Annotated in this window: 16 protein-coding genes and 2 tRNA genes; 8 read left to right on the plus strand and 10 right to left on the minus strand. The window is 63.0% G+C overall.

Annotated elements, in window-relative coordinates:
• Positions 1 to 236: 236 nt before the first annotated feature.
• A complete protein-coding gene (locus tag WA702_RS16775; protein ID WP_425111662.1) occupies positions 237 to 2,507 on the plus strand; it encodes a TOMM precursor leader peptide-binding protein in 2,271 nt (756 codons plus the stop codon).
• A gap of 13 nt (positions 2,508 to 2,520) precedes the next feature.
• The gene (locus WA702_RS16780) at positions 2,521 to 4,134 is read left to right on the plus strand and encodes a SagB/ThcOx family dehydrogenase (protein WP_425111663.1); all 1,614 of its coding nucleotides are present in this window, start codon (positions 2,521 to 2,523) and stop codon (positions 4,132 to 4,134) included.
• Between the two features lie 685 nt (positions 4,135 to 4,819).
• Here the strand turns inward: WA702_RS16780 and WA702_RS16785 are convergent.
• The 3 genes from WA702_RS16785 to WA702_RS16795 form a co-directional block, all read right to left on the minus strand.
• Positions 4,820 to 4,896 (minus strand) — tRNA-Pro (locus WA702_RS16785).
• A gap of 169 nt (positions 4,897 to 5,065) precedes the next feature.
• Positions 5,066 to 5,719 carry a cold-shock protein gene (locus WA702_RS16790; RefSeq protein WP_425111664.1) on the minus strand — a complete coding sequence of 218 codons (654 nt, stop codon included), beginning with the start codon at positions 5,717 to 5,719 and terminating at the stop codon, positions 5,066 to 5,068.
• 203 nt (positions 5,720 to 5,922) lie between these two features.
• The gene (locus WA702_RS16795) at positions 5,923 to 6,684 is read right to left on the minus strand and encodes an SIR2 family NAD-dependent protein deacylase (protein WP_425111679.1); all 762 of its coding nucleotides are present in this window, start codon (positions 6,682 to 6,684) and stop codon (positions 5,923 to 5,925) included.
• A gap of 393 nt (positions 6,685 to 7,077) precedes the next feature.
• On the opposite strand from WA702_RS16795, the gene WA702_RS16800 reads away from it, so the two are divergent.
• Complete coding sequence (locus tag WA702_RS16800; protein WP_425111665.1) at positions 7,078 to 7,242, plus strand: hypothetical protein; 165 nt, start codon at positions 7,078 to 7,080, stop codon at positions 7,240 to 7,242.
• A gap of 61 nt (positions 7,243 to 7,303) precedes the next feature.
• Here the strand turns inward: WA702_RS16800 and WA702_RS16805 are convergent, their stop codons facing one another.
• The gene (locus tag WA702_RS16805) at positions 7,304 to 7,585 is read right to left on the minus strand and encodes a hypothetical protein (RefSeq protein WP_425111666.1); all 282 of its coding nucleotides are present in this window, start codon (positions 7,583 to 7,585) and stop codon (positions 7,304 to 7,306) included.
• Positions 7,586 to 7,717: 132 nt separating this feature from the next.
• Between WA702_RS16805 and WA702_RS16810 the strand changes: the two genes are divergently transcribed.
• Positions 7,718 to 7,855: a hypothetical protein gene (locus WA702_RS16810; RefSeq protein WP_425111668.1), complete on the plus strand. Its 138-nt coding sequence runs from the start codon at positions 7,718 to 7,720 to the stop codon at positions 7,853 to 7,855.
• A 618-nt stretch (positions 7,856 to 8,473) separates the two neighbouring features.
• On the opposite strand, the gene WA702_RS16815 is transcribed toward WA702_RS16810, so the two are convergent.
• Positions 8,474 to 8,776 (minus strand): HU family DNA-binding protein, encoded by a 303-nt coding sequence (locus WA702_RS16815; protein ID WP_425111669.1) that lies wholly within the window; start codon positions 8,774 to 8,776, stop codon positions 8,474 to 8,476.
• A gap of 648 nt (positions 8,777 to 9,424) precedes the next feature.
• Here WA702_RS16815 and WA702_RS16820 point away from each other — a divergent pair.
• Together WA702_RS16820 and WA702_RS16825 are read left to right on the plus strand one after the other, a co-directional pair.
• On the plus strand, positions 9,425 to 9,877 hold the full coding sequence (locus WA702_RS16820) for a VOC family protein (RefSeq protein WP_425111670.1): 453 nt from the start codon (positions 9,425 to 9,427) through the stop codon (positions 9,875 to 9,877).
• 321 nt (positions 9,878 to 10,198) lie between these two features.
• Positions 10,199 to 10,843, plus strand: a complete 645-nt coding sequence (locus WA702_RS16825) for a glutathione S-transferase family protein (protein ID WP_425111671.1) — start codon at positions 10,199 to 10,201, stop codon at positions 10,841 to 10,843.
• A 24-nt stretch (positions 10,844 to 10,867) separates the two neighbouring features.
• Here the strand turns inward: WA702_RS16825 and WA702_RS16830 are convergent, their stop codons facing one another.
• The 5 genes from WA702_RS16830 to WA702_RS16850 all read right to left on the minus strand — a co-directional run bounded on the left by WA702_RS16830 (position 10,868) and on the right by WA702_RS16850 (position 12,691).
• Entirely contained in the window at positions 10,868 to 11,122 is a 255-nt protein-coding gene (locus WA702_RS16830; protein ID WP_425111672.1) for a porin, read from the minus strand.
• A gap of 40 nt (positions 11,123 to 11,162) precedes the next feature.
• Positions 11,163 to 11,417, minus strand: coding sequence for a PilZ domain-containing protein (locus WA702_RS16835; protein WP_425111673.1), 255 nt, complete (start codon positions 11,415 to 11,417; stop codon positions 11,163 to 11,165).
• 160 nt (positions 11,418 to 11,577) lie between these two features.
• A tRNA-Glu gene (locus tag WA702_RS16840) sits at positions 11,578 to 11,652 on the minus strand.
• 469 nt (positions 11,653 to 12,121) lie between these two features.
• Positions 12,122 to 12,325: a hypothetical protein gene (locus tag WA702_RS16845; protein ID WP_425111674.1), complete on the minus strand. Its 204-nt coding sequence runs from the start codon at positions 12,323 to 12,325 to the stop codon at positions 12,122 to 12,124.
• Between the two features lie 141 nt (positions 12,326 to 12,466).
• Complete coding sequence (locus WA702_RS16850) at positions 12,467 to 12,691, minus strand: DUF2061 domain-containing protein (RefSeq protein ID WP_425111675.1); 225 nt, start codon at positions 12,689 to 12,691, stop codon at positions 12,467 to 12,469.
• An 842-nt stretch (positions 12,692 to 13,533) separates the two neighbouring features.
• On the opposite strand from WA702_RS16850, the gene WA702_RS16855 reads away from it, so the two are divergent.
• Both WA702_RS16855 and WA702_RS16860 read left to right on the plus strand, forming a co-directional pair.
• Positions 13,534 to 14,544 (plus strand): PrsW family intramembrane metalloprotease, encoded by a 1,011-nt coding sequence (locus tag WA702_RS16855; protein ID WP_425111676.1) that lies wholly within the window; start codon positions 13,534 to 13,536, stop codon positions 14,542 to 14,544.
• 75 nt (positions 14,545 to 14,619) lie between these two features.
• A partial coding sequence (locus WA702_RS16860; protein ID WP_425111677.1) for an HdeD family acid-resistance protein occupies positions 14,620 to 14,965 on the plus strand: 346 nt, incomplete at its 3' end.

Consider the following 14,965-nt stretch of genomic DNA (forward strand, 5'->3'; position numbering starts at 1 on the left):
TTGATCGACGATAAGATATCCGATAGCCGGGCATGACTTGGTCTGCCCGGCTATTTTATGTCGTCTTCCCACAATCGGCCAAATTGGCCGCCAGGCCGGTGATCCGATCGACGTAGGTCTCTCTCCGGCCCCTCCTGGAATCTCCTGCTCATGTTGACCCATCCCCAGAACCTTCTCGTCGCCGATGCGGCCCGTTCGTCACGCTGCAACGCTGTCGCCTTTGAAGGGCTATCGCGATGAGCCCCCGCAAGACCAAAGCCGTTTCGGGGTCGCGTGCCTCCGCCAGCAACAACACTCTGCAATTCGCTCCCAACTTCACGGCCTATGTGCTTCCGCCGGACGTGGTCTGCATCTATTCGGAGGACCGCAAGTTCTTCCTGCATGGCGCGCTCTATTGCGCGCTGGCCACGGCGATCGGCAAGGGCGGCAAGACCGCGCGCGACCTGGTCGCGCTGGTCGGCAAGAGCTTTCCCGCCGACAAGGTCGAAGAAGCGCTCAATCGCATGGTCGAGCGTCGCTATGTCATCGTCAGCGACGGCAAGGTCGCCGACAATACGCTCGCCGGTTATTGGGCCAGCATCGGCCTGCCGGCAGGTGAAGCCGAGCGCAATCTCAGCCAGTGCAAGGTACGGGTCGAGGCAATCGACGTGAAGGGCGCTGCGGAATTCACCGCCGCGCTCGGCGCGCTCGGCGTACGCGTCGTCAACCGCTCGCCGGATCTCACGGTCACCCTGGTCAACGACTATCTCGAACGGCAATTGGCCGAGTTGAACCGCAGCCGCGTCGCCGACAAGACGCCCTGGCTGCTGGTGCAGCCTTCAGGTGTGTTTCCGCTGGTCGGTCCGCTGCTTCGGCCCGGCCATACCGCATGCTGGACCTGCCTGTTCGACCGCATGATCCGCAACCGCGAGATCAAGGGCTTTCTCGATCGCGGCGGCGCCAAGGCGGTCGCAGTCTCGCCGCTTGCGCGTAACGCGATCGGCCAGAGCGCGATCCAGTTTGCGGCGGTCGAGATCGCCAAGGCGATCGCGACCGGCTTCCGTACCGATATCGGCAACCACATCATGAGCGTGGATCTGACCGGGTCCGTGCTCGCCAAGCACTATGTCGGGCAGCGGCCGCAATGCCCGACCTGCGGCGACAAGAAGTTGCTCAATCCGCGCCGCAAGGCCGAGCCGATCAAGCTCGACGCCGGTGCCAAGCTGATCATCACCTCGGGCGGCTACCGCACAATGACATCGCGCGCCACGGTGTCGCGGTTCAGGCGGCATGTCAGCCCGCTCACCGGCGTGGTGAAGCGGCTGGAGCGGATCGAAGCCGATCTGCCGATGAACACCAATTTCTTCGCCCAGCATAATTTCTCCGCGCCGGCCCAGAGCGTCGACGAGCTACGCTCCGGCCTTTCCGGCGGCAGCTTCGGCAAGGGCTCGACTGCAGAGCAGGCCGAAGCCAGCGCGCTGATGGAGGCGATCGAGCGCTATTCCGGCATCTATCAGGGCGACGAGATCCGAAGCACCAAGCGCTTCACCGATTTTGCCGAGGGCGAGGCGGTCAGGCCGAACGACATCCTGAATTACAGCGAGGCGCAATACGCCATTCGCAACGACCATAGCCAACACGACGAAGCGCACCCGGCGCCGGAACCGTTCGATCCGGACGCCAGGATCGAATGGTCGCCGGTGTGGTCGCTGCGCGACCAGCGTTTCAAGTACATCCCGACCAGCCTGCTCTATTTCTTCTACAGCGGCCCGCGCGCCTTCCACACCGATTCCAACGGCTGCGCCGCGGGCAACACGGTGCAGGAAGCGATCGTGCAGGGCTTCCTCGAACTGGTCGAGCGCGATGCTTATGCAATCTGGTGGTACAACCGCTCGCAGCGCGCCGAGGTTGATCTCAGCCGCATCGAGGATTCCTACGTCCGCGACCTGCAGAGCCAGTTCGCCGACTTCGGCCGCAAGGTCTGGGTGCTCGACGTCACCAGCGATCTCGGCGTCCCGACCTATGTCGCGATCATGCACTGGATCAAGAACGGTCAGGAGCACATCGAATTCGGTTCGGGCGCGCACTTTGATCCTCGGATCGCGCTGCTGCGCACATTGACCGAGCTCAGCCAGTTCCTGGCGATTGGCATGATGAATGGCGGCAGCGGCGAGAAACCCTCACTCGACGGCGTCACGCCGCTCAAGATCGAGAACTATCCGTTCCTGCTGCCGGCCAAGAATCCGATCCCGACGCCTCAGCTGGGCCTGCCGATCCCGCGCTCGACCACACGCGAGCAAGTCGACGCCTGCGTCGAAATTGCCCGCCGTGCCGGTCATGATTTCATGGTGCTGGACCAGACGCGGCCCGACGTCGGCGTGTCGGTGGTGCGCGTCATCGTTCCCGGCTTGCGTCACTTCTATCGCCGCTTCGGGCCCGGCCGGCTTTACAATGTCCCGGTCAGACTGGGCTTGCGCGATCAGCCGATCGCGGAGACCGAGCTGACGCCGTTTTTGCCGCACTCCTGATCGCGGAAAAGCCATGGCCAAGCGCGGGCGGGCGACCAAAGCCAAATCCAAGGTCACGACCAAGCGACCGGGCGCGGCCAGCACAAAGGCTCGACCGAAGACAAAGGCCAATGGCAAGGCCAATACCAAGGCAATTGCTCGACCGGCGGCAGCGCGGCAGCAGCTCGCTCAGCCCGTGCTCTCGATTCGCGTCAGTTCGCAGGTCACGTTGGAAAACTGGAGCAACGGCCATTTCGGCGCCCTCGTCGGCATCTATCCGCTCGATCTCGGTCAACTGAGCGAGCGCGCCAAAGAGCGCGCATTGGCGTTGAAAGACGGCATCGGGCTCAACACGCTCGCCGGCAAGACGGAGGTGGACCAGGAGATCGTGCAGGTCGCGCGCCTGCTGGCTCGGCGGGGTCTTGTTGAATATCCGCTCACGCGCAAGGGCGATGGCCATGAGCTGGCCGTCATCGAACCGCAGATGGCGGACTATTGGCCCAACGCGGCAAAGCTCGCGAGCAACGATACCATCGCGCTGTCTCGCTTCGCTTATCTGCGCCGTCGCGGCAGCGAGATGGTACTGGAATCGCCGCGCGCCGGTGCGCTGGTCCGGATCATCGATCCTGCCATCGCCGCCATGCTGACCACGCTGGCGAAGCCGCAGACGGTCGGAGCCTTACGCAAGCTCGTCGGCTTCGCGGGCAACGAGCTGTTGGGCCTGCTCGTCGACTGCGCGATCTTGTTCAAGCTGGAGAGAGCCGATGACGACGGCCGCCGCGCGAGCGAGGGCGACGAGACCCTAGTAATGTGGGACTTCCACGACCTGTTGTTTCACGCCCGCAGCGCCGAGGGACGGCAGGCCAACCCGGTGGGTGGCGTCTATCCCTATCTCGACTCGATCGCACCACCCGCGTCGGTGCGGCCAAGCTGGCCCGGCGAGCGCGTCGATCTCAGGGCTGCTCTGCCTGCCCCATCCGAGACTGTTTCATCAGCCGCAAAGCTATTCCGCGAGCGCGCGTCGGTGCGCGACCATGATGACCAGAATCCAATCACGCTCGCCGAGCTGTCGCTGTTCCTCGATGGCGCCGCGCGGGTGCTGTCGCGTTGGGAGAGCCCGCTTGATCTCGAGGATGGCAGCGATGGTCCGATGCTGGACTACACGCGGCGGCCCTATCCAACCGCCGGCAGCGCCTATGAGCTCGAACTCTACGTGACGGTCGGCCATTGCAAGGGCCTGGCGAGAGGCCTCTATCACTATGATGCCGAGGCGCACGCGTTGACGCCGATCCCGGCCAAGTCCGAGCAGTTCGGTACCATGCTGGACTTCGCGCAATTCGCGATGGGCTCCGAAGCACCGCCGCAGATCCTGCTCACCGTGACATCCCGGTTCGCGCGGCTGGCATGGAAATACAGCGCCATCGCCTATGCGCTGACGCTCAAGGATGTCGGCGCGCTGCTGCAAACGCTTTATCTGATGGCGGCCGACATGGGGCTCGGCGGCTGCGCCGTCGGCACCAACGACATCGATCTGTTCGAGAAGGCCACCGGCCTGCCCTTCCATGTCGAAGGGCCGGTCGGACAGTTCACCCTGGGACGGCCGGCCGCGACGGACGAGGCGTCGGAAAATTCGCCGACGCAGGAATGACAGGCCTCGGGCGTTGCTCCGAATTCTGCTGCCTCGGTGCCCGATCGGCTCTTAATCTTCGGATCACATGATACGGCGCGCGCACGAGAATCGCCGCACACGCTGACGCACGCGGATCCCTAGCAAGGCGGGTGCGAATGACAGGCTGCGCCGGATCGGCCAACCTCGTACGTAGAGCGCCGCCAAGCGCTCAATCCTATGAATGGCAATCGCAAGATATGCAGGTTCAACGTCCGGAATGAGAGTAGGCCACAAGAAGTTCGAACAGATCCGTGAAGGATCGCTCGAATATATCGTCGTACTTGACGAGAGCCGAACGCAAGCGACCGGACACATTCGGCAGCGCACGGATCGTACACCACCGGTGTGGACATGGCGCATCACGATCGATGAGGCGGATTTCGCTAGCGGCGCTGCGCTGAGCCTTCGGAGAGCGAAAGAGGCGTTGCTGCTGGCCTGGAGGGGCTTCAAGAGGGCGCGGCGCGTGCTCCGGCCGGTCAGCCGGCGGCGCAGCGCCGTGGCGCGGCCGCAGGAGATCGATTGACGGACGATGACCCGAACTGATCGCCGGCAATCGGGTTACGCGGCGCGACCGCTTTCGACGACAGCGAACCGCGCCGGAACTGCCGGGCACGATAAACCAGCTTCGACGAGGGACAAGCAGAGAGAAATTTAATGCTGTGACTGGTCGGGGCAGCTGGATTCGAACCAACGACCTGCAGTACCCAAAACTGCCGCGCTACCAGGCTGCGCTATACCCCGATGTCCCCATGGCCGTGGAGGCCAATTCGGACTGAGCCCGTCACTACACGCTCACGACGCCTGCAGCAAGATGCAGCAGGCACCTGCATAGGTCCGCCGGCGCCACTTCCTGCACAACCGCAGGAAGACGAGCCGTCCAATTCACAACCTCGTTATGTCGGGGAATTGGTTAGTGCGACGAGAGCGCAGGCGAGCCGGCCTCGGGATGGATTTCAGCCGCCATCATACCCTTGGAGCCGGGCCCATAGCGGACAAGCACGTACTGACCCGGACGCAACTCGGTCATACCGAAGCGCCGCAGCGTCTCCATGTGCACGAAGATGTCGGGCGTGCCCTCACCGCAGGTCACGAAGCCGAAGCCGCGCAGGCGGTTGAACCATTTGACCTGCGCACGCTCCAACCCGCTGGTCGGCGTCACCGACACATGGGTTCGCGGCGGCAGCATCTGCGCTGGATGGATCGCGGTCGATTCATCCATCGAGACGATGCGGAAAGCCTGATAACCCTTCTGTCGCTGCACGCACTCGCAGACGATGCGCGCGCCCTCATAGGCGGTCTGATAGCCGTCGCGCCTAAGCACCGTGACGTGCAGAAGCACATCCGGCCAGCCATTGTCAGGCACGATGAAGCCATAGCCCTTCGACGCGTCGAACCATTTGATCATGCCGCTGATTTCGACGAGATTCTCGCCGAGTCCCGCCAGGGCATCGATCGCGGTATCGCGCTCCGCTCCGCCTGAATACTCGCCTCCGAGCCGGCTTGGTGAAGACCCACCAGGCACCGGTACCCCGAGCTTTTTGGACTCAAATCCGTCCGACCCCATAACCCCGGACCTCACCAGATGAAGTGTTGAGACGCCACCCCCGCAACGGCGTCCTCAATACGCGCTATCATCAACAATACTCACGATGAATCACGCGAATCTCTCGAATCAAAAGATAACATTCCGTTGTGCTTCGCATAGACAAAAATCGGCCACACCTGAAAACTATAAACAGGCTTGCGCGTCTGCGAATCACTCAGGACTCAGTTGGCGACGAACGGTCCAAGAGTTTCACCGATGTCGTAGCGCAGCACGAGATCGGCAACGTCGTCCTGATCAGTCGGTTCCCGGTTGATGATGACGAGCTTGGCGCCAGCCTCCTTAGCCATCAACGGAAATCCCGCGGCGGGCCACACCACGAGTGAAGACCCGATCGCGACGAACAGGTCGGATCGCTGCGCGAGCTCGATCGCGCGGTGCATCTCCGCCTCGGGCATCGCCTGACCGAAGGAGACGGTCGCCGTCTTCACCGGCTCATTGCAGATCGTGCAGTCCGGCGCGGCACCGTCCGGCTCGAAACGCTGTTTCACCCAGGATAGTTCGTAGCGCTGCCCACAGCCAATGCAGCGCGCATAAGTCGTGTTGCCGTGCAGCTCGATGACGTCTTCGGCGGCAAAGCCCGAAGCCTGGTGCAGATTGTCGATATTCTGGGTGATGACAGCCGGGATCTTGCCGGCACGATAGAGCGATGCCAGTGCGCGATGTCCTCGCGTGGGTTTGGCCTGCGCGAACGTCGCTTCCATCGCAAACCGCCGCCGCCAGGATTCCTCGCGAGCGTCCTGGCTGGCCAAAAACTCCTCGAAGTCGATGGGGCGGTTGCGGGTCCACAAGCCGCCGGGCGAGCGGAAATCCGGAATGCCCGACTCAGTCGAGATGCCGGCCCCCGTAAAGGGCACGATCAGCTTTGCCGCCGCGATCATCTCGCCGAGCTGTTCCACGCCATGTCGAAGGTCGGATGCGATCATCGGTGCCACCACAAGAGACAAAGCCCGGCCAACTCTATCACGGCCCGCCAATCCACCGCCGCGATGTTGTTGACCATCGGGCCTGTGCTCGTCGGTTTCAAGCCGCCTGTAGCTACCGCTTCCCTGCCCGCCTGCCATCGCATGGGAAGACGCTCGATCTCGGCCTCGCATGCGACGTGCTTGCCGGGGCCTTTTTTCGCGCAAGCTCGGGAACTTCGCGACACGACATATCCTTACCGGCGCGTGGCGCGGAACAAGACTGATAGGCTCCGGAGAACAGCTCTGTCGGCAAGCATGTCAGATCGGCCAGCCCAGCCGGTCCACTGCGTCCGCATTCGCGCCGCATTCGAGACCGTTCATCCCGCTTCCGATTCGGTCTGGAGTGGAGACGGCATGGCGAGGAAGAATGAACGGCAGGAACGTCTTGCCAGGGAACGCGAGGATATCGCCGAACGCATCGCAAAATTCAAAGCCACGCAGGACCGCTTCATGCGCGAGCGGGAGGAATATGCCGCGGCCACATGGCGGAAAGCCTCGCCTCAGGAGTCGATGAGCTGAGCGCGCAGGCGCGCCACCTGCCTGCAGAAAAGCCCGGAAGCGAGGCTTCCGGGCGTTATCGTCACCAGTGACGATAGTAGTAGCGATGTCGGTAGTGCGGATACGGGCCGCCGTAATAGGCATAAGGGCCCGGCCCATAATAATAGCGCGGGCCGTAATAGCCGTAGCCCGGGCCATAGTAGTACGGGTTTGAGGCGGCAATAGCGCCGGCAGTCAACGCACCTGCGGCCAAGCCGAAGCCAAGGGCCGGTCCGAAGCCGCGCGCCTCCGCGGGAGCAGGCGCTGCAATTGCCGTGGCGGCCACCGCGCCCATAGTCGCTAGAACTGCCAATGTTTTTCTCATCTGATGTCCTCCAATCATAAGACCGATAATCAACGCAAAGACTGTGCGATAGTTGCAACAACGCCCGTTTGTTCGCGCTGCGCAGGAACCCGCTGCCCGCACCGGTCGTTCTCGGTGCAACGAGGTTTGCGCATGGCGTCATGGCTGGAACTGCTCTTGAACGTCATCGGCTACGGAGGCTTCGTCGTGCTGGCCACGTGGCACCCACGGTCGCACGCGGGCGATACTCACGACATCGGCGCCGACGACTCCCCGCAGGCGATGAAATGAGACGACGAACGCCGCGGCCTGTGCGGCGTTCACTTGTGATCCACAGGCTATCCACAGCCGGTCCACAGATCGCCGAAATCGGAAAAGCCGGCGGTCACGGTGACTTACTGCGCAAAACTCGGCTGTTCTACTGTCCCGCACCCTAACCGGATAGATCGAGCCAGGGCCATCGAGCCAGGACTAGAGCTCAACTCATGCTCCGCTTCCATCGCGTGGTTGGCGTTGAACCTTTTGCCGCGGTCTGTCGACCTATGGGTGCTGGGGATTTCAGGGCCCAGTCTTTCGGGCAGCGTCACGCGGCGAACATATTCCGCCGTGGTGGCGCTGCTCACATTTCGGCGCCGACATTCCGTTCTTGCTCGGTACCAGGACAAGCGCCACCGGCGAAAATCCTATCCATTCGCGCGCTTCTCATCACCGCGTTGGCCGTCCGCATCACCTACGGGCGAGCCGAAGCACGCCGAGCCCAAGCCTGCCGCTCACGACGACATTGACCGGGCGCCTGGCCAGCGCGCCATACCGACCAAAGACGACAAGCGTAAAGATCCGAGCAAAAAACAAAGGCCCCCTTTGCAGGGGGCCTTCGAAACTCAGGCTTGCCGCCCGATGTGTCGCGGCTCAGGCCACCGCGTCCTTGGCGGCCTTGACCGGACGGGCGCGGACGATCTTGCGGGCCGGCTTGGCCTTGAACATCATCTCTTCGCCGGTGAACGGGTTGGTGCCCTTGCGCGCCTTGGTCGCGGGCTTCTTGATGACCACGAACTTGGCGAAGCCGGGCACCAGGAAAGTGCCGTTCTTCTTCAGCTCCTTGTGGCCGACGTCGGTGAGCGTCTCCATGACGTTCTTGATGTCGCGCTTGGACAGTTCGGTGGAGGTCGCGATCTTCTCGATCAACTGCGACTTGGACATTTGAGTAGCCATCGTATCTCCTTGTGGATTCTTAACCGATGAAAGACGAGACGACCGCGCGGCTCACTTGGCATTGCTGCACGGATCGGTCGGGATGACGGCTGCCTTGCACAGCCGGACTTTGTCGTCTGGTGGCGTGTACCCCGCGTTTTTTCGGGAATCTCCTGCGTTTCAAGGGCCCCGAAGCACCCAGAGCGCCGCCAAAATTTCAATGGCGAGGGCAGAAGTCAAGTGACGCGTGACCGTCAATTGCACTCCATGTTTCATTTTCCCCTGTATTTCAAGGCTTTTTCGACTGCGACGCATCACCACGGCCCGAATTGGACGCAGCGGCGACCGCAAAACTCCCTTATTTTAAGGTGATTCCGCACCCTATGATGCCTCTCCGCGAATCACTTGCGCAGGCTGCGAATCTGCGCCAGCGCAAGATTCGCTTGTTTTGAAGGTATTTCTGAATTGAATCTGAACGGCGCCTGGTCTGTGCTTCACACCCGCCAACGTGCCGTGCCGCAGAGCACCATCGTGCCAGATGAACAAATCCGCGCGAGACCGGCAGTCACCTTCACCGCAGCCCGTGCTCCTTCCAGCTTTTGCTGCTATTGACCGGCCTGCGCCAAAACCCTTCACGCCTTTGCCTTACAGTCCAGGGAGACAGGAAACATGCGTTATCTCCACACCATGCTGCGCGTGCGCAATCTCGACAGCGCGCTGAAATTCTATGCCGACGCGTTCGGGCTCAAGGAGGTCCGCCGGATCGAGAACGACAAGGGCCGCTTCACGCTGGTCTTCCTGTGCGCGCCCGATGACGAACATCTGCTGAAGAGTCTGCCCGCAGGCCGTGGCGCGCCGCTGGTCGAGCTCACCTACAACTGGGACGAGGAGAGCTATGGCGAGGACCGCTTCTTCGGCCATCTCGCCTATGAGGTCGACGACATCTACGCCACCTGCGAAAGGCTGATGAAGCTCGGGATCACCATCAACCGTCCGCCGCGCGACGGCAACATGGCCTTCGTCCGTTCGCCCGACCTGCATTCGATCGAGCTGCTGCAGAAGGGCGAGCCGAAGCCTCCGCAGGAGCCGTGGACGTCGATGCCCAACACCGGACACTGGTAGTATTTGTCAAGGCTGCCCCGGGGAACACCGTCGACAGCACCGCGTTATCTCTGCGATGGACAAATGCTGAGAATGATGAGGAGGCGACGATGGGTCGAGGAATTCTGCTGTGGCTGTTGGGCGTGCCGATCCCGATAATCATCCTGCTGTGGCTGTTCTTCGGCCACTGAATGCGGCACTGACAGCATTGAACTGACCGCAATGCGCGTGAAAAGCCCCGCTCCGGCGGGGCTTTTTGCATGCGTGCCCGGCGCATTCGTCCGGGCGCTCCGCCGCGATTTGCGCTATCGGTACGCCGATCCATTCAATGCGGAGAGCGCCGTGCCGAACGACCAGCCTCTGACGATCTGGGGCCGCCCCAATTCGGTGAACGTGCAGAAGGTGCTGTGGTGCCTGGCCGAGCTCGATGTCCCGTTCGAGCGCATCGATGCCGGCATGCAGTTCGGCCGCAACACCGAGAGCGACTATCTGGCGATGAACCCCAACGGCCGCGTCCCGACCTTGGTGGAAGGCGATTTCGTGCTGTGGGAGTCGAATTCGATCATGCGCTATCTCTGCCTCGCCCACGGCTCGCAATCGTCGATCTATCCGCACGAGCCGCGGCAGCGTGCGGCCGTCGATCGCTGGCTGGATTGGACGCTCTCGACCGTGCAGCCGATCGAGCGCCCGGTGTTCTGGGGATTGGTCCGCACGCCGCCCGCAGAGCGCGACATGCTGGCGCTGCAGAAGGCTGCAGATGCGGTCGCCGAGGTGGTCTGGAAGACCCTCGACCGGCAGCTCGCGACGCGTCGTTATGTCGAAGGCGATGCGTTCACGCTGGCGGACATCGCGCTCGGCGCCTATGCGCGGCGCTGGTTTGGTATTGAAGGTGTCGAGAAACCGGAGCTGCCGCAGCTGGTACGCTGGTTTGCCAGCCTCGAAGGCCGTCCGGGCTTCGTCCGCTACGTCGCCCCGCCTTTGTCCTAAGGCGCCTACGCGCGCGCCCTGCTCTCACCGGCCGAATGTGCTTGCCCCCTCGAGGCGCACAGCACCGCCGATCTTGACGCAGGTGTCGGTGCCCTCGATCCGCCTGAAGTTCGCGCCAAAGGACGCGCAGGGATGGGCTGCACCCGTATTAGCCCGCGACGGCGCTTTCGCCGGCGGCAGCGGCTTCGATAGCACCGAGAAATCGCCCGACGATCCAGCGCCGGCGGTCGAGACGGCACACAGCCAGATGGCCAGGCCGGGAGCGATCAGTTTGAACATGCCGGCATTTTACCGCGGCTGGCGCGGCGCGACTACCCTTTTAGCCGACGAACCTGATGCCGACCGAGGCGCCGCGCTGCCAGATCACCTGGCACACGCGGCCGGTGCGCGCATCGCGCGCGAAGGCAAGCCGAATGGTCGCGGGCAAGGCCGCAGGCTCCTCGAGGGTGATCTTGGCGCCGGTGCTGGAAATGTCCTGCACCAGGCAATGCCGCGCGGCGAACCCACCGTCCAGCGTGATCCAGGCCGGTTGCTTCAGCGATTTCCGAACTTCTCGCTTCTTGGGAGCGGGCATCTCACATCGATCTCCTGACGCCCTCTGCGCTATCCTAGCGGCCCTAAGATAGTGTTGATTGGATCCAACAGAGTCGCTCAGCCGCAGCAGACGTTGCGTCGAATTCCTGAGGCCACGCCGTACACATCCATGACGTGCACCAGCGGGATGCAAGGGAAGTTGGCGCTCCCTAGCGGAATCGAACCGCTCTCTCCACCGTGAAAGGGTGGCGTCCTAACCGATAGACGAAGGGAGCAAAACGCCTGACGACGCGAGGCTTTGGCAAGCCTCACGCGGCACCGTCGTTCTGCGCAATAACGCAAAATGCTGGCAAATCAACGTTTTGGGCGAGGATTTGACAGTGGCTCGCCGGATGATTCCGGCCCGCGCGGCGAACGTATAGTGGCGTTTCGCCCGGGGAGCAAGCGGTCGCGGTGATGACGGTGCGGCTTCCACATGCTCAGCAAAAAGGCCGGCGGGCGCTACGCCGCCGACCTTTTGTTGCGACTGCCGGCTCCCGACAAGTCCGGTTCCGTCGCTATTCCATACGTCAAGCCTGCGCTCGACTGGTTAACAAGACGTAAACAAGCTTATCCGATAGACTGCGGAAATCTGTGATCTCGCGCACTTACGTGTACATGAGGTGTAAGCGGCGCCCCAGGCTGGTCGCCGGCTCGCCACCCAACATTAACGACGCATCGTGCCGCTGACGCCCGGTCGAATTATCAGTGCGAAGCTCTGCAGCTAGCCGCTCGCGCAGCTGGCTCCTGGCATCCCGGCAGCCGGATAAATTCCTGCGGATGCATGTCGTGGCCATGCGAGCCGAGCGCGCTCTGCTGCGACATCGGGATCTGGACATGGCTATCGACGGCGACGCCGCTCGTCCGCGAACCCTCGGCCAGGCCAGGTGCCGTGCTCGAAGCGGTCATGGCGAACTCCCTTGAGCGTATTGTCCCCCGCGCGCGCCGATTATAGGTCGCAGCCATCACCACAATTCTGCAGCATCAATCGCGGCGGCTTGCGCGCAGCGCAACAAATGCCGCACGCCAGTCGCAGTTCGCGAGACCGCCTCAGTAAGGCTTGCGACCCCACTGGATCATCGCCCAGATCCGCTCGTGCAGATAAAACCAAGCGATCTTGGTGGCGAATTCGAGCGCCGCGATCGAGCCCGCGAGCGTCAGCCGCCCGGTCAGGAACCAACTGATCACGAACGTATCGATAGTTCCCATCGTCCGCCAGCTAATGGCTTTGACTATCGACCTTGCGTGCGATTCAGTTCCATGCAGCGCGTCCACCCATGACCTCCAGCTCTGCCCGTTTGCCGACCATGACGACCCGGTCGTGTCCTTTTTCCTAAATTCCCCCCCGTTACAGCAACATCTTGACGAGAACGCAGCGCTTCCGAACGCCGTCCTCTCGCACCGCCATGCAACAGGCCCGCGCCTCCTGCAACCCCTAATTGCAAAGCCGCCGCCGAGGATTGACAAAGAATCTTCAATGTCGAATGAATTGCCCCACAAATGCGCGCTTTCACAGCGACAGCGATATTGCGGCCGCAAGATCATGGTCGCAGACTGCGTTTAGTCGACCGCATCAACGGGCATCTCCGAGACGAGGGCGCAATGAAACTTTTACCCGTTCTGATTGTAGCGTGTGGAATAAGTCAGGCCGCGTTCGCCGAAGGGCTGGAATGTCGTCAGGTCGCCGATCCGACGCCTCACCTGAGCTGTGTCGACAAACCGGCCACAGCCGAAGTGCCGGATCTGCAGCGTGCCACCACGCCGAGCCCGGCAGCTCCGTCGCGACGCGATGCCGGATCGGACCGCGGCGGCGATGGTGTGACCTCACGCACCACGCGGATCTGCCGCAACTGCTGATCGCCTGCGCCGGCATCCGTGCGGCGGATGCTGGCGGAGAGCCGGCGATAGCGAAACCGGATTTGATGGTTGCTTTGCTCGCGAGCTCGATGTGCTTTCGAGGGACGCTGCCGCCTTTTCGTGCGTTCGGGAAACTTTGCGCCCTTGTGTGGCAGATGACGCCGGATACCAAATAAGACGTCGTGGGCGCGACGGCAGATCGTCGCGTCTGCGTGATCGGCGTTGGATGATCCGTCAATATAGCTTATCTGCCACTATCGATGAACCTGCTCGAATCCTTACCCACCGTGATCGGAACGGCGGCGGTGGCGCCGGCGCTGCTGATGCTGTGGCTCGTGGTCGCCGCCGGCGACAATCCCGGGCCGCCTGTGAGAGTGTGGACCGCTTTCCTGCTCGGCAGCGCCAGCATCCTGGTGCTGGGGCTGGCCCGCGCGCCGTTCCATAACACCATTCACGTCGCCCCTGAGAATCCCTGGGTGGCGCAGCTCATCCATTCCGTGTTCGGCGTCGCACTCCCTGAGGAGATCGTGAAGATCGTGGTGATCGCCGCGATCTCATCGCGACGGCGCCATTTCGGCAACGCGATGGACACGGTGGTCTATGGCGCAGCCGTGGGCCTTGGCTTCGCGGCTTACGAGAACCTGGCTTATCTCGTGCAGCATGCCGACATGTGGCGGTCGCTGGCGGCGCTGCGCAGCGTCCTCACGGTCCCGTTCCATGGTGCGCTCGGCATCATCGCCGGCGCCTATCTGGCGATGGCCCGGTCCGGCACGGCGCTCGGCGCCCACCGGCATCATCGCGACTGGGCGCGGACCTCGAGCTGGGCGCTGGTGCTGGCCGCGCCGGTCGCCCTGCACTCCGCATTCGACTTCCCGCTGCTGATGCTGCAGCGGAATGCCGATCTCGATCCGGGCGTGCGGATCTGGCTCGGGGTCATCAGCGTCCTGATCGGCTTCTGCTCGATCGGGCTCGCCGTTCGCCTGGTGCGGCGGGTGGCGCATCACCACACTCCGCGCACCGAATTGGCGCGGGCGCGGCTGTCGCAGCTGCGGCGGATGTGGGCGCTGCTGCTGGTCGGCGGCGGCGCCGGCTTCTTCGGGCTCGCCTTCGTGCTGACCTCCATGCACCGCTGGATGCTCAACCCCGACCGCAACGTCGCCAAGGTGGTGGTGCCGCTCGGATTGACGGCGATCCTGCTCGGCATCGGGCTTCTGATCGTCACGACAGCTGTCTATATACTTGGTCGTAATCGTATCAGGGGCACCGTCTAATCGGCATTGACCCGTGTCAATGCGCGACCCCGCGGCGCGCCTGATGATGCAAGCCTTGGTGCCGGGAGTCTGGTCATGACCCTTCCTTCAGACGTCGAGAAGCTGCAATCGGACATGCGCGGGGCCGTGCGCGCGCATTGGAAAGCCTTCCTGATCGAGGGCATCCTGCTCACCGTGCTCGGGCTCGCGGCGATCATCCTGCCACCGCTGGCGAGTCTGGCGGTGACGATCTTCCTCGGATGGATGTTCCTGATCAGCGGCATCGCCGGGCTGGCGCTGACGTTCTGGGCGCGCGGCCTGCCCGGCTTCTGGTGGTCGCTGCTCTCGGCGGTGCTGGCGATCGGCGCCGGCATCATCCTGCTGGCCGAGCCGGTGCAGGGCACGGCGACGCTCACCATCGTGGTCGGCGTCTACTTCCTGG

Source organism: Bradyrhizobium sp., from assembly GCF_049798375.1.
GTDB lineage: Bacteria > Pseudomonadota > Alphaproteobacteria > Rhizobiales > Xanthobacteraceae > Bradyrhizobium.